The organism is Nitrospira sp., assembly GCA_029194665.1.
Lineage (GTDB): Bacteria > Nitrospirota > Nitrospiria > Nitrospirales > Nitrospiraceae > Nitrospira_D.
The window spans coordinates 278,440-291,475 of sequence record JARFXO010000007.1 but is presented as its reverse complement, the minus strand read 5'-3'; the positions used below and the strand labels follow the sequence as shown (position 1 = coordinate 291,475).

15 protein-coding genes are annotated in these 13,036 nt (G+C 55.5%); 4 read left to right on the top strand and 11 right to left on the bottom strand.

Annotation, left to right across the window (positions count from 1 at the left end; all coding sequences use genetic code 11):
- Nucleotides 1–114 precede the first annotated feature (114 nt).
- The 8 genes from P0119_21150 to P0119_21115 form a co-directional block, all read right to left on the bottom strand.
- On the bottom strand, nucleotides 115–1,914 hold the full coding sequence (locus P0119_21150) for an SUMF1/EgtB/PvdO family nonheme iron enzyme (protein ID MDF0668565.1): 1,800 nt from the start codon (nucleotides 1,912–1,914) through the stop codon (nucleotides 115–117).
- Nucleotides 1,915–1,937: 23 nt separating this feature from the next.
- On the bottom strand, nucleotides 1,938–2,585 hold the full coding sequence (locus P0119_21145; protein ID MDF0668564.1) for a DUF1353 domain-containing protein: 648 nt from the start codon (nucleotides 2,583–2,585) through the stop codon (nucleotides 1,938–1,940).
- A 617-nt stretch (nucleotides 2,586–3,202) separates the two neighbouring features.
- A complete protein-coding gene (locus tag P0119_21140) occupies nucleotides 3,203–3,388 on the bottom strand; it encodes a hypothetical protein (GenBank protein MDF0668563.1) in 186 nt (61 codons plus the stop codon).
- Between the two features lie 21 nt (nucleotides 3,389–3,409).
- On the bottom strand, nucleotides 3,410–3,733 hold the full coding sequence (locus P0119_21135; GenBank protein MDF0668562.1) for a nucleotidyltransferase domain-containing protein: 324 nt from the start codon (nucleotides 3,731–3,733) through the stop codon (nucleotides 3,410–3,412).
- The gene (locus P0119_21130; GenBank protein ID MDF0668561.1) at nucleotides 3,709–4,137 is read right to left on the bottom strand and encodes a HEPN domain-containing protein; all 429 of its coding nucleotides are present in this window, start codon (nucleotides 4,135–4,137) and stop codon (nucleotides 3,709–3,711) included. The genes P0119_21135 and P0119_21130 overlap by 25 nt, the downstream gene beginning before the upstream one ends.
- A gap of 488 nt (nucleotides 4,138–4,625) precedes the next feature.
- Nucleotides 4,626–5,066 carry a type II toxin-antitoxin system VapC family toxin gene (locus P0119_21125; protein ID MDF0668560.1) on the bottom strand — a complete coding sequence of 147 codons (441 nt, stop codon included), beginning with the start codon at nucleotides 5,064–5,066 and terminating at the stop codon, nucleotides 4,626–4,628.
- The gene (locus P0119_21120; protein ID MDF0668559.1) at nucleotides 5,063–5,299 is read right to left on the bottom strand and encodes a type II toxin-antitoxin system prevent-host-death family antitoxin; all 237 of its coding nucleotides are present in this window, start codon (nucleotides 5,297–5,299) and stop codon (nucleotides 5,063–5,065) included. Before P0119_21120 ends, P0119_21125 begins: the two co-directional genes overlap by 4 nt.
- A gap of 364 nt (nucleotides 5,300–5,663) precedes the next feature.
- On the bottom strand, nucleotides 5,664–5,939 hold the full coding sequence (locus tag P0119_21115) for a hypothetical protein (protein MDF0668558.1): 276 nt from the start codon (nucleotides 5,937–5,939) through the stop codon (nucleotides 5,664–5,666).
- 486 nt (nucleotides 5,940–6,425) lie between these two features.
- Here P0119_21115 and P0119_21110 point away from each other — a divergent pair, with 486 nt between their 5' ends.
- Together P0119_21110 and bioD are read left to right on the top strand one after the other, a co-directional pair.
- Nucleotides 6,426–7,163, top strand: coding sequence for an SDR family NAD(P)-dependent oxidoreductase (locus P0119_21110; GenBank protein ID MDF0668557.1), 738 nt, complete (start codon nucleotides 6,426–6,428; stop codon nucleotides 7,161–7,163).
- A gap of 16 nt (nucleotides 7,164–7,179) precedes the next feature.
- Nucleotides 7,180–7,917: a dethiobiotin synthase gene (bioD, locus tag P0119_21105; protein MDF0668556.1), complete on the top strand. Its 738-nt coding sequence runs from the start codon at nucleotides 7,180–7,182 to the stop codon at nucleotides 7,915–7,917.
- On the opposite strand, the gene thiE is transcribed toward bioD, so the two are convergent.
- The 3 genes from thiE to P0119_21090 are packed head-to-tail and all read right to left on the bottom strand — an operon-like array spanning nucleotide 7,868 to nucleotide 10,237.
- A complete protein-coding gene (gene thiE, locus P0119_21100) occupies nucleotides 7,868–8,542 on the bottom strand; it encodes a thiamine phosphate synthase (GenBank protein ID MDF0668555.1) in 675 nt (224 codons plus the stop codon). The genes bioD and thiE overlap by 50 nt on opposite strands.
- Nucleotides 8,543–8,547: 5 nt before the next feature.
- The gene (locus P0119_21095; protein ID MDF0668554.1) at nucleotides 8,548–9,132 is read right to left on the bottom strand and encodes a hypothetical protein; all 585 of its coding nucleotides are present in this window, start codon (nucleotides 9,130–9,132) and stop codon (nucleotides 8,548–8,550) included.
- Complete coding sequence (locus P0119_21090; protein MDF0668553.1) at nucleotides 9,125–10,237, bottom strand: DGQHR domain-containing protein; 1,113 nt, start codon at nucleotides 10,235–10,237, stop codon at nucleotides 9,125–9,127. Before P0119_21090 ends, P0119_21095 begins: the two co-directional genes overlap by 8 nt.
- 485 nt (nucleotides 10,238–10,722) lie before the next feature.
- Here P0119_21090 and queG point away from each other — a divergent pair, with 485 nt between their 5' ends.
- A complete protein-coding gene (gene queG, locus P0119_21085; protein ID MDF0668552.1) occupies nucleotides 10,723–11,730 on the top strand; it encodes a tRNA epoxyqueuosine(34) reductase QueG in 1,008 nt (335 codons plus the stop codon).
- A 307-nt stretch (nucleotides 11,731–12,037) separates the two neighbouring features.
- Nucleotides 12,038–12,985 carry a multicopper oxidase domain-containing protein gene (locus tag P0119_21080; protein MDF0668551.1) on the top strand — a complete coding sequence of 316 codons (948 nt, stop codon included), beginning with the start codon at nucleotides 12,038–12,040 and terminating at the stop codon, nucleotides 12,983–12,985.
- Nucleotides 12,986–13,036: the final 51 nt, after the last annotated feature.

Genomic DNA, 13,036 nt, shown 5'->3' with positions numbered 1-13,036 from the left:
GGGCGAACGGATTAGCGTCAGAGAATAAGGAGCGCAATACCAGAGTTCATTCATCTCACGTCCCGGATAAGCGCCAAGACCCGGAGAAAAGGGAAAAGAGTCAAAGTGAAAAGGTTAGTTCGGAATGTCCTGGGCGCAACGGAACCCGATACCATCGAGCCGAGTCGTGGGCATGGCCCTGCCCCGGGAGGCAGACCGGACGTAGCCCGGTTCATCGGCCCAGGAGCCCCCGCGGAGCACTCGATACTGGCCGCTGGAAGGTCCCTTTGGATTGCGCTCCGGGCCCTTGCCATAATAGCCCTCGTCATACCAGTCCGCTGTCCACTCCCTCACGTTCCCACTCATGTCATGTAGCCCCCAAGGATTGGCCTCATAGGATCCAACAGGCGCCGTGCGCACGGCGCCGTCGTTATACCCCTTCATAATCACGTTGAGCAGATGCTTTGCTGATTCGTCGGCGATATTTTCAACCCGCCTGGTCCCTGGATTCCCTTGCCCCCACCAATATTGCGTCGTGGTGCCGGCACGCATAGCATATTCAAACTCTGCTTCTGCTGGAAGCCGCTTGCCCGCCCAGCGGCAGAACGAAACCGCATCGTCCCACGAAACCGCGACCACCGGATGTTCCGTCCGGTTCGATGCCAAGACGGTCGCGCCGGCCTCCGGCTTTTGCCAATTGGCCCCCTTGACCTCTTCCCAGCCCTTGCCTTCGACAAAGGCCCACGCGCTGCCTTTCTCCTCAGCTGTAGTTCGATAGCCGGTTTCCTGCACGAACCGTTGGAACAGCCGGTTCGTCACTTCGTACTTATCGAAATAGAACGCGTCGAGCGAGACCTGGTGCCGAGGAAGTTCTCCTTTGTACCAGTCTTCGCAGGTCTGCTGGTCTTTCTTATACTCGTTGACACAGGTCTGGATCGCGCGGTCCACCTCGTCTTTCGTGCTCCCCATTTGAAAGCTGCCGACCGGCATCAGCACCATCGGCGCGCCGTCCTTGCCGGTGAGTTCTTTCGACAAGCTAGGATGAACGGAGGCTGTAAGGTTTTCCTTAAATCTCACTGAGCTCTTATCAGCTTCTGTGAGGCAGCCAGGAAGACAAAACGGCTCTCCATCAGTCCCATCATAGTAAGTAGGACGCTGTGCTCTTTTCGTAAGGGCCAGAACGTTTTTCTTGAGCTCGACACTGAGATCTTGCAGCGTTAGGGGTTGGGTTAGTAGTGGAAGCAGAGCCCGAGTGAAGACCGAATACTTGACTGAATTGTTGTCATTGGCGAGCCGATCCAGCGAAACACTGTTCTCGCTCGCTGAGTAAATGACAAAGAGGCCTTCCGTCGCTGACGGCTTGGCGAGACCTGAGGCAGTTTGTATGCCCTTATATCCCGGAGGTATTAAAGGGTTGTTCCGACAGGCATCCAGAATCACGACTGATTGTTTAGGGTGGGCGCGGGCGCCGGTGGTGAGATCGCTCAAAATTTCATTAAGGCTAATCGCCTCCCTGGTCAGTTGGGCTTGCCGACCATACTCGATCCACGGGATATCCCGCATTAAGAGATAGTTTTGTCCATCTATCTGGACGCCATGTCCGGAAAAGTAGAGGACAAACGTGTCATCTCTAGTCAGACTATCGAGAACATTTTGCCACTTGGCACTAAACACCGAGCGCGTCAGATCGGGAGCTTTTGTGACCTGATATCCAATCCCAGCCAGCTTGGCCGAAACCCCCTCTGCATCATTGACGGCATTCCTGAGCTGTTTATCAGCCCCGAGGTTGTCATAGGTTCCGATCCCCACGACAAACGCGACTCGTTTGCCCTCTGCCGCCTGCACCAATGGCGTCCAGATAACAATGAGGAGGAGTAGAGAGATCGCGTGGGTCCACTTGGTTCGCCAAGAGCCAATTCTCAGCAAGAGTTGCATGCTCATATTCTTGACAGGTACGCTTACGGTTCAAAGACTCCGGGGCGCTGTTTCCAGTCTTCCCACCTCGTGCGAGGATCCTGAGGGAACCGAGTGAGAATACGTTTCTCCCCTTGCATTTTTTTCTTTGCGTTACCGTTCCAGGCCACCTTCCCGCCCAGCCGCACAGCATTGTAGATTGTGCCGACCGTCGTGGTTCCAATCTCAAAATCCTCCATGGCCATCTTGAGAATTTCATCAGCCTCTTCGCGCGGTCGTGTTTGAGTCCAGTAAAGGTAGTCATGGACTACCGCTGCATAGGCATACTCCCCGTCAGGACGCAGGGCAGACCAAAATATCCGTGGGATACTGGCAAAATCAGTGACGAAACCGGGCGGAACGGTCACGGCCTCATAGCGTTCCTGACCTTGATTGGGCGTCCAGGAGATCGGAGCGGTGAGGAAATAAATAGGCTCGCGGAACCGGGAGATTCTGAGCATCCCTCCGGGCGCTTTGGAGACACTCATCCATTCGGTCATCCATTGCTCCATAGACAGCGCAGGAGCGGGTTGGTCTGGTTCCTGGGCGTAGCTTACTCGCGAGAGTCCCCCTCCTTTGAGCACTACCCCTCCACAAGCAACCGAAGCAGCCGTTCCCACAATCCATCGAAGGGCACCGCGACGTGTCATCATGGCTACAACTCCTCAGTAATAGAAGATCAAATCAAGTTCATGTGAAACATAGTGAGTGTGAGAGGCTCATTTTCATAGCACTCAATATGCCAATGCCAAAAGGTCCTTCCGACTGAGCGGTCTGGTGAACCCTAGATCACGGTGAGGCCCCTCAATAGGCGTACAATCTGAATATCTTGGTCAACTCAAATCAAAACCTATCTGTGAAGAAGTATCTGAATCGATACAGCGTGTATCTGTTTTGATTCACGTGAGGCTAGCATTCCTGATCGAATGGGATTGTGTCGGAGGAGTGTACCCTACGTAGTAGGGCCTGTCTAGAAGCTGAACCAGGCACTTACGGCTGTGTGTCTATGAACTTGGGCCGGCACGTCGGCGTTCTTGGTGAGCTTCTCAGAATCCACACACTTGCCGCATCTTCACCGCTTGCCTTCGCGCATGTCTCCTTGCATAATTCGCTCCCATGCCGGCGCCGATTGAGAAGAGTTAGTCAAGTGGGGGTCGGACCTTGTCTGATGCCTTGTGAGAGTTGAGTCGATTCTCGATATGCCTGTCTCAAAAGCGAACTGGTGAATTGCCCCGTGGTGCGGAGCGGCCGACGTATTCACCCGCATTTGTCATGACGATTCGTGGCGCTTGATCTTGTGGAGTTTCTGTTCAAGTCGTGCCAACTGGGATTGAATCGACTCTCGTTGGAACACCGTCGTCGTGAGAAGCGTCTTCAACAGGCGGTGATAGGGAAATTGTGCAGAGCCAATGATGCGGATTGTATTGCCTCGCTTGACAAAGCGCGTGGTGAGCACGCGACCGGTTGCGAGCAGTCGTTAGCTGATTGGTTTGCCGTGGGTGCGCAGATATCCAAAAAAGTTGGTGGGTCGGGCGTCAGCGTATTGGCTAGCCCCGTATAGATGCAGCTCGACGGACGCACCGACTTGCCGTTCCACATCGACGACCAGCGCGACCCTCGTGGCGGCATCCATCGCATCTGCAGCCGGGCTAAAGGCGGCAATATCGATGTCGCTATGCTCATCCGGAACACCTTCGATCTGGGAGCCGAAGAGATAGGCCTCGGTGACCGGAATGCGCTTCCGTAAGAGCGAGAGAGTTTGGCTGGCGATTGTTTCTATCTCGGCAAGGTTTCGAGCCATCGGAGCAGGTCCTTTGTCTGTGTCAGTAAACGCGTCGCCAGGTCCCTTGTCGCTTCATCGGCCAAGGTGCGTACTTCTTCCGGATACCGTGTCCCCACATAGTATTTCGTTAAGGTCCTGAGAAAGAGGTCCTGACTATTGTCCGGCGTAACGTTGGCGACATGAGCCAACTTGGCCAGATCATGCGTGCGGGGTGGGAACGTCCCGCAGCGCTCAACGATGAGTCCTTTCAGGTGTTTCTCTACCGCCTGTTGGCAGCAAAACAACACATATAGGTACCGACCGGCGGTCAGCATGGCCTCGGCTGTCCCGAGATCATATGCCGCGAGCTCCCGCCATCGCTCGGCATCAGGATTCATAACGGCAGTATAGGCAGGATCTTCTGTCAATTCAACGAAACGCAAGTCTTAATCAACTGACTGCATCGACAATAGGTTCAATAGCTCACAGCCCGGTGAATAGGCCGAGGGACATCATGCACAGAACTCATTTGAGATCGGATCTTGTATTGTGCATTCCGCATCTCTCTCGATTGACAGATAGGCGATGGAGACCAGCATTGCACCGGACATTGCTGGTTGACAAGGGAGGGATATAAGAACGAGGTCAGGAGTGACTCTTTGGAGTCAAGGTGCAGACGGAGCAACTGCTGTGTAGGGAGTGGTCGGCATGAGGCCAGGCATGGCTAGTGATTTATTGGCGAGCACTACCGCCCATTTCTATCGAGCCTGTAGATCAGCACCCGCCAGTTAAGAATCCCGAAGCCAGCGCAGTAGGAGCACGTTCACGCCCAACCCACGGCGTCGCAACGGCTCTGGAATCACCAGCGCCGTGCCGCTTTTCAACGCACTGGCGATGCATCGATGGACAGCGCTTCTTCATGAGAGGCAGGTTATCCTGCACGCCCCACGGTGAGCAGTCGAACCGGCACACCCAACCTTTGAGCTTCGGCTGCGAGCCGGTGATCGGCTGTGACGATTGCTCCCCCGGTAGCCTCGGCCACGGCGAGATGCAAAGCATCAAGCGTTCTGAGTGTGCCACTGAGTTGTCCCAACCAAGACTTGGCTAGGCGATAGTCTCGCGGCCTCAGGGAGAGGACTTCATAGTATCCATCCTCGACATGCGTCTCGAATTGGGCCATCACTCTCGCCGCATGTTCCTGAGACAATGTCTTTTCCCTGACCTTCTTGGAAATGGCAGAGGCGAACTCGACCTGGGTAAGTTCGCTGATTGTTGGTGCGCGATGACTTCGGAGTGTGCGCTCCGCCGCAAGACTCAATGCTTCCGGGCAGTAGTACGCGGCAAGGACGCTGGTATCGACATAGACCGTCACGCGCGTTCATCCAGCCGCGAGTCAATCACGATACGACTCAAGGAGCGCCCTTTTCTCTTAATCGAGCCGCGTAACCGACTGAGAGACGGCAGTTGGCGAGGATGCCGAGAAGGAGGAACGAGTCTCGCGACAATTTCGCCATGTCGCGCGATGGTAATGGTTTCGCCGGCTTCGGCACGATCAAGGAGCGATTTTAAGAGGCGGCGCGTCTCCTTGACGTTGACAGATCCCATGAGTACCTCCCATGTACACGACTAGTGTACATCACCCCAGCGAGATGAGCAAACCTGTTTTCAGCGTTGCTTATGCTCGCCGAAGATGGATCGGAACGAGTGAACCGACTATGGATAAGAATTCGGGTTCGGATCTTGGATTATGTATTGTGATCTCCGATTAAAATCTTGGGGGTAGCTATTCCCAAAAAAGAACTGGTGAATGTGTCCATGGAGCAGAGCGGCCGGCGGAGTTGTGCGGGATGCCGGCGGTCAGGCTCTGATGGGGCAAGTCTTCCTCGGCTGCGCGCTGCTTCAGCACACAACGATCGGGCAGGCGTCGTGACGTAGGACTCCTCTATCTCCTTTAATGGACAGTGAGTTGCTAGGCAGCGATGTGGCGCTTGATCTTGCGGAGTTCCTGCTCAAGTCGTGCCAGACGGGACTGAATCGAATCTTGTTGGGACACAGTGGTCGTGAGAAGCGTCAACAGACGTTGATAGGGAGCTCCGGCTTTCTTGGAGTGAGTCTTTTGTGCTCGAAGATCGGCCGCGTCAAGATTGACGGTGATGGTTACTCGCCCTTTCCTTCGAATCGCGTTGCGAATGATTTCAGTGCCTCCTCGGTCGATCTTGAGATGGCGAAGGTTTGGTTGTTTCATGATAGAGCCTCCGAAACTTTCTCCATTCAGCGGAACCAATGATGCGTATGGTCTTGCCCCGCTTGGTAAAGCGCGTGGTGAGCACACGACCGGTTGCGATGCGGCCAACCCAGTACCATCGCTTTTCAGACCCAGAATGCTTGCTATCGGTCAGTTGAAAGCCCTGCGGATCAAGAAACGATTCGACTGCCTCGGCAAAACTCACTCCGTGTTTTCGGATGTTTTCATTGTCTTTTGCAAGGTCTCATTCAAATTCCACCGACTGGACCATACCACATCAATCATCAGCGTACCAAGCACTTGAGATGATTGCAGTCTACTGGTAGGGGACGACGGGGAGCCATCTAAGGCTCACGACTCAAGACCACGGTGAGCATCACCTCACAATGCCTCAGGCCACCTTCCTATCCCGTACTACCTCACAAAACGCCTGCCGGTCTTTCCACCGCTTGCCTTCGTACAGCTCTCCTCGCATAATTCGCTGCCATGCCGTCGCCGATTGGATCGAGACCAGCAGTCCTCATTACCGGCGCTTCTGGTGGGATCGGGCGTGCCATCTGTGAGGGATTCGGAAAGGCCGGGTGGTATGTGGGCCTGCACTACTATCGCAACAAACCGTCGGCAGAAGAGACATTGCGACAGGTGCTGAACGCAGGCGGAGCCGGTGATCTCTATCCCGCCGATATTCGAGAAGCGGAATCCGTTCGACGCATGGTCGACGGATTCTCCGGCTGCACGTCCGGCCCATTGGTATTGGTTTGCAACGCCGGAATCGGGCAAGGCGATTTGCTCGTGCGCCATTCAGACGAGATCTGGGAGAACGTCATCGCCACGAATCTCACAGGCACATTTCACTGTCTGCGAGCCATGGGGCCTGCCCTGCTCGCCCGCGGCGGAGGCTCCATCATCGTGATCGGTTCCCACACGGGATTCCATGGGGCGACGGGCCAGAGCGCCTATGCGACATCCAAGGCAGGACTGATCGGTCTTGTCAGAACGGCGGCGCTAGAATGGGGGCCACAGAATATTCGTGTGAATCTCGTGCTGCCAGGCTGGCAAAAGACCGACTTGACGGATGGAATATTCCCGGAAGATAAGGGATGGTTCGATCACGCACTACATCGGCCGGCATCTCTCGACGAAGTCGTCGGTACGATCGTACATTTGGCCCAGCTTAAGGACGTATCGGGACAGGTTTGGAACTGCGACAGCAGACATCTCTAGTAAAAGCCTCTCGCTGATGAACCACGGGATCTTTATCACCGGCACTGATACAGACGTTGGGAAGACATTGGTCACGGCGGCGCTCGCCCTGCATCTCAAGAAGCGCGGGCTGACGGTCGGCGTGATGAAGCCGATTGAGACAGGAGTCTCGGCAGGAAGAGCAGCTCAGTCGGATGCAGCCCGGTTACGAAACATCATTGAAAGTGAAGAGACATCGGGAGCTATCTGTCCCTATTCGTTTGAGTTGCCGGTCGCTCCACTTGCTGCTGCTCAGGCCGAAGGACAGACCATCGATCCGAACACCATCAAGAAAGTCTACCGCCTCTTGTCCGGCCGGTATGATTGCATGGTGGTCGAAGGAGTCGGCGGCGTGCACGTGCCGGTCACAATCAAGTCCAATGTCACGAATCTGATCAAGCTATTACGCCTTCCAGTCGTGGTCGTTGGGCGATCCGGCCTGGGAGGAATCAATCATGCTTTGCTGACCGTCGAAGCCCTTCGGCGACAGAAGATCCGGATCATCGCTCTCGTTCTGAATCGCACCCAGCCCGTCCGATCGGGGCTCGCGCTCGTTCAAGAGCGATCGACGATTGAGATCCTTCGCAAACAATCCGGCATAGCAGTGCTCGGCCCACTCCCTTACGAACCAGGCCTGCCGAACCGCTTCCGCCCCGCCATCACCCATCTTGCGCGATGCGCTGCGCTCAAGAACTTGGCGAAGTTGGTGTTGAAACCCGCGAGACAAAGTCGGTGACGGCCTGCGAAATATCCGGTGCCTTCAGAATTGCGGAGATGACCGCCACTCCGTCGGCTCCTGCTCGAATCACTTCCCCAGAGCGATCGGCCGTAATTCCACCGATGGCAAAGATCGGGAGCGTAGTCACGGGGCGGATTGTTCGTAGCCCCTGCAGGCCAACGACCGGATCATGGTCCAACTTTGAGCCGGGCGTGAAAATCGGACCAAAGCCGAGATAGTCCGGCCCGCCGGCTGTCGCCGTCGCCACTTGCTCTCGGCTGTGTGTCGAAATACCGATCAGTTTGTCAGGCCCCATGACCTTTCGTGCGAGATTGAGCGGTAAATCTCCCTGTCCGAGATGCACACCGTCCGCATCCACCGCCAGCGCCAAATCGCATCGATCGTTGACAATGAACAGCACACCGAGTTCTTGCGCTACTTGCCTCAGGGGCAACGCCTCCGCATAGGCGGTTTTCATCGAAGCCGTCTTGTTCCGGTACTGAAAAAGCTTGGCTCCTGCCTCGGCTGAAACCTTCAAGACATCGAGAAGGGGACGATCGGGACTGACCGATGGATCGAGAATGACGTAGAGGCCGGCGAGCACCGATGCACTAGGATTCTTCCCTCTGGAACCGTGAACCATATCAGTTATCGCTTGGAGAGCTCCAACGCCTTCTGTTTGACGATACGAAAGTGCGCCTCCAGTTCCTGTCGCATCGCGATTGCCACGAGCCAATCCGGCACCATGGATGCGATTTCAACCACCAACTCGAAATCACCCCGCGTCTGGGTTCCATCTCCGATCGACTGTAGTTTCCATACTCGATGATAGCGCTTGAAGTCGCCCCCCGTGAGGTCCGTCACAAGCCCGCCGCTCGATAAAGTCTTTGATGCTGTGACTAACTTGCGCTCCCCCGGCATCAACGGGTGATCGATGCGAAGATCGACCGTCGCGATCCCATCATGGATCTGTAAGTCGGCTACCCGCAGACGAACTTCAAAGAGCTCGGGCCAATGCGGATAGTCGGTCAACAACGATTGGACGATCGCTGGCTTGGCTGGAAAGAAGACCTGCGCCGTCGCGCGGACTCCACCACCGGATTCTACTCTCACCTCCAGCCTATCCGTCTCGGCCGCCAGCAGAGGCGCCGCCTCCGATTCGGCAACGGAGAGAAGCACGGCGAGTGATAGCCGTAAGACGACGCCCGACAAGAATGCTGGTCGGTTATCCAACAATCGCATCCAGCAGCCGCTGGTGAATCTTCCGTACCCGTTCAAGTTGCCCTTTAGCCGGAAATCGCTCATAGAAGCCGTCGGCGCGGAACTCCTTCGTCAGAGGAGCCCAGGGCTTGACGATCTCCGCAAACGGCTTGTGCGACCGTTGTTCGTCCCAGTCATTGATGAGCTTACGATCCACGATCAAATCGTCCAAGACGCGAATTAATGCCTTGAGCGTCACATCACGAGTAAACATATACCGATCGTTCTGCCCCCAGACCTCGCCCATGACCTCCTTGATCCCCTTCAGGTAGTCACGCACCAGTGCGTAGCAGCGATCTGCCTTCATCCCAAGATGAGTCTCTATCCAGCGCTTATGGATGGTCACGACTTTCAGCAGCTCGTTGAACACCTCGGACTGCAGAATCCATTTTTCCTGTTTGCTCCGCCCTCCGAGTCGATTGATCTTGTACTGCAGCGGTGAGTCCGGCTCGGCATACAAGAGGTTCACGACCTTGGCGGCGAACTTCTTCTCAGGACTTTCCCATGAGACTTTCTCGTAGAGATCGACCAAATGCGACCGGTTGATCCTCGTGTGGGTAGAGTTGATGATCACGAACATCTCCGTGGCAAAGTCGGCGCTCCGCCCATCGAACAAGAGACAGGGTACCTCGACCTGCGCGCTTTGATCGGGATGTTTTTCGTGGAAAAAGTGGAGCCCTGCGAGGCGGTGTTGGCCGTCGATCACCAGATACTTTCCCTTCGGCTCGCTCAGGTGGCCGATTGACTCTGAGCCCTCCGCCTTTTGAAAGCGAAGCGTCTCATCGGTAAAGAGCAGCACGGTGCCGGGAATCATCGGTTGAGCTACGACCGTCTCATAAAAATTGACGATCTGCTTGATCTTCTGCCGATTCAAGACCCGTTGGAACCCCTTCTCGCTCCGCTCGATTCCCGCAATAAACTGCGCCACGTCGTCATGGTCGGAAATCTTGGCCTGTGCGATCTCTTCCCCCTCGAAGTAGTATCGGCTGGTGAACCGAACCTTGCTCAAGAGCTCACCGGCCTTGTACGCGATGAAATAGAATGCGCCCTCTTTTTGCGTAATCCGTGTCGCGAGCATAGAGCCTCCATTGGTGTGAATAGAAGCCAGTGGGAAGATTCTACGCGGCCCTCTTCATGGCCGCAAGCCAAAGGACTGTGCTACCATCGAAACCTATGACGATTCGATGCAGGGCGTTTGGCCTTTTCACTTTGCCGCTCTTGATGCTGCTCATTCCTTCCCTCGACATCAGGGCACAGGAGATAGAGGATTCCGGAGCCACAACAGAGTTGTCGTGCAGCTTTTCAATGGAAAAAGGTGACACCGGACGCCCCTGCCACGTTCCGTTCCCACAAGGATGCCGGGTGGCCTCCATTCCCGGAACCAAGCAGCCCTGGAGCACGATCTCGAAAGGCGGCCGACTACAGTGCCGGTTTGATAAAAGGGAGACCGATTGGAAGACGAACATTGTCGGCGCTTGCGACCGATGCAAATCGGTCCGATGTTCGGCACACTTCAGTGTCCGCTTTGATTGCTCCGCCCAGCCTTGAGCTCACGTACATCCCATGTCCATCACGGCAACCATCAAACAAGAAGCCCGTAGGCTGGGATTCGATGCGGTCGGCATTAGCCAGGTATCCAGTGAACAGACAGGGTCGATTGCCGGCGATCGGGAAAAGAGTTCCCTTTCGCATCCCGAAACTGCAGTTCCCCGACGTCTCCTTGATCGTCTCACCGAATGGCTCAGGCGAGGCTACCACGGCACCATGGCCTGGATGGAACGGGACCCGAACAAACGCGCCGATCCTGGCCTGGTGCTTCCCGGCTGCCGCTCCATCATCTCGTTGGGGACCAACTATCTTACCGAGCACCGTGCCAACGAACAGCCAGGCTACGGCCGCATTGCGCGATATGCTTGGGGAGGAGATTATCACAAGCTTTTTGATTCCAGGCTCAAGCAACTGGAACAGTTGATTCACAGGATGGCACCAGACGCCAGAACCCGTTCATACAGCGACACCGGCCCCATCATGGAGAAAGCCTGGGCGGAACGAGCAGGCTTAGGCTGGATCGGAAAACATTCCAATCTTGTTTCAGCAGAGTATGGTTCTTGGCTCCTGTTGGGAGAAATTCTGACTACGGCGGTGCTGGACCCCGACGAATCGGCGACCGATCTCTGTGGCAGCTGCACGCTCTGCATTCAAGCTTGCCCGACGGGAGCCATCACGGAGCCCTACGTTGTCGACGCCACTCGTTGTGTGTCATACCTCACGATCGAACTACGTGGCGACGACAGCACCGTCCCTCACGAGCTACAAACAGGCATGGGAAACAAGATCTTCGGATGCGACGATTGTCTCGATGTCTGTCCGTTCAATCTGCGAGCGGAACCGACTCGGGAAGGCGCCTTTCAACCTTCACATCTGACACTCTCTCCTGAGTTGAACGAACTATCCAAGCTGGATGAGACGACCTTCTCGATGGTATTTCGACAGAGCCCGATCAGGCGCGCAAAACACCAGGGCCTTCTCCGAAACGTGGCGATCGCCCAGCGTAATCTCAAGCCTGCGTAACCATGTCGTGCAGTCACCAACTGCCTGGTAGATCATTCCCTTTGGCACAGAGATCAGAGTTACCTCTTTAACAACAGTGCCGGTATGTATTGTGCGATGCCGCTATTCCCATGGCCTTAGCCCCTGCGAAACAGGGTCCTGCTGTACTGGGAAGAACAGGTCATAAAAATTTTCTTTGTATTTTCTCCTCAGAATTTGGTAGATAGTTGGCCCGGCGCCTGCTTGATGAGCGATGGAGGGGGGGGTATTCGCAGAGCTCATTTAGTGCAGCGCCTCTTTTCCATAAAAAATCTAAAGGGAGGCTACTATGCAGAGGTTTCGTATGCTCACATCTACCCTGGGACTTGCCGTCCTCTTCGGAGCCAGCGGTTGTATCACGATGCCTGGGTCCGCAGCGGCGAAGGTCCATGACGTCACGTTCACGGCGACCGAAACGGAGATCGTCATCGACGGTAATGGTACGAAGTACAAGGCCTGGACCTTTAACGGTCAGATGCCAGGCCCGGTCGTCCGGGTGACGGAAGGGGATACAGTGCACTTCACCCTCGTCAATCCCCCGACGAACGCCAACGGACATTCGATGGACTTTCACGCGGCTGAGATCGACTTCCTGAAGAACTACCGCGAAATCAGGCCCGGCGAGACGATCAAGTATACCTTCGTGGCAAAGAAGCCCGGCGTGTTCTTCTATCACTGCGGCGCACCGCCGATGATCCAGCACATTGGCCGCGGCATGTTCGGTGCGATCATCGTCGATCCCAAGAACGCAAACGCTTGGCCCAAGGCCGATCGGGAATTCGTCCTGGTGCAATCCGAGCTGTGGCAGAACCCGGACAATGTGCAGGCGATGTTCGATCGGAAATTTGATTTCACGGTCTTCAACGGCGGCGTCTTCAAGTACCATCCCTTCTTCCCGGGATCCGAGCCGTTGGAAGTCAAGGTCGGCGAACGGGTACGCATTTACTTTGTGAATGCCGGCCCGAACGAGTTCTCTTCTCTCCATACCATCGCCGAAATCTGGGACAACGTCTACGAAAGCGGCAATCCGGCCAACAAACTTACGGGGGTCCAGACCTATGTGGTCGGTCCGGGCAGTGCAGCCACGTTCGATATGATCGTTGATGAACCGGGAGCCTATCCTATCGTGACCCACTCCTTGACGAGCGCTCTGCGAGGTGCGATTGCCGTGGTGGTCGCCAACCAGAACCCAAAGAAGTATGACAACTTGATGCCGCTGACCCCCTGGAATCCTTAATCACTAGGCCGGGGTACGGACGTCATATCAATCATTACTTACAAAAAGGAG

Bases quoted from the DNA above. Each gene is read 5' to 3' on its own strand.
- P0119_21150 (MDF0668565.1), bottom strand. From the start codon at position 1,914: ATGCAACTCTTGCTGAGAATTGGCTCTTGGCGAACCAAGTGGACCCAC.
- P0119_21145 (MDF0668564.1), bottom strand. From the start codon at position 2,585: ATGATGACACGTCGCGGTGCCCTTCGATGGATTGTGGGAACGGCTGCT.
- P0119_21135 (MDF0668562.1), bottom strand. From the start codon at position 3,733: ATGGCTCGAAACCTTGCCGAGATAGAAACAATCGCCAGCCAAACTCTC.
- P0119_21120 (MDF0668559.1), bottom strand. From the start codon at position 5,299: ATGGGATCTGTCAACGTCAAGGAGACGCGCCGCCTCTTAAAATCGCTC.
- P0119_21115 (MDF0668558.1), bottom strand. From the start codon at position 5,939: ATGAAACAACCAAACCTTCGCCATCTCAAGATCGACCGAGGAGGCACT.
- P0119_21110 (MDF0668557.1), top strand. From the start codon at position 6,426: ATGCCGTCGCCGATTGGATCGAGACCAGCAGTCCTCATTACCGGCGCT.
- bioD (MDF0668556.1), top strand. From the start codon at position 7,180: ATGAACCACGGGATCTTTATCACCGGCACTGATACAGACGTTGGGAAG.
- thiE (MDF0668555.1), bottom strand. From the start codon at position 8,542: ATGGTTCACGGTTCCAGAGGGAAGAATCCTAGTGCATCGGTGCTCGCC.
- P0119_21090 (MDF0668553.1), bottom strand. From the start codon at position 10,237: ATGCTCGCGACACGGATTACGCAAAAAGAGGGCGCATTCTATTTCATC.
- queG (MDF0668552.1), top strand. From the start codon at position 10,723: ATGTCCATCACGGCAACCATCAAACAAGAAGCCCGTAGGCTGGGATTC.
- P0119_21080 (MDF0668551.1), top strand. From the start codon at position 12,038: ATGCAGAGGTTTCGTATGCTCACATCTACCCTGGGACTTGCCGTCCTC.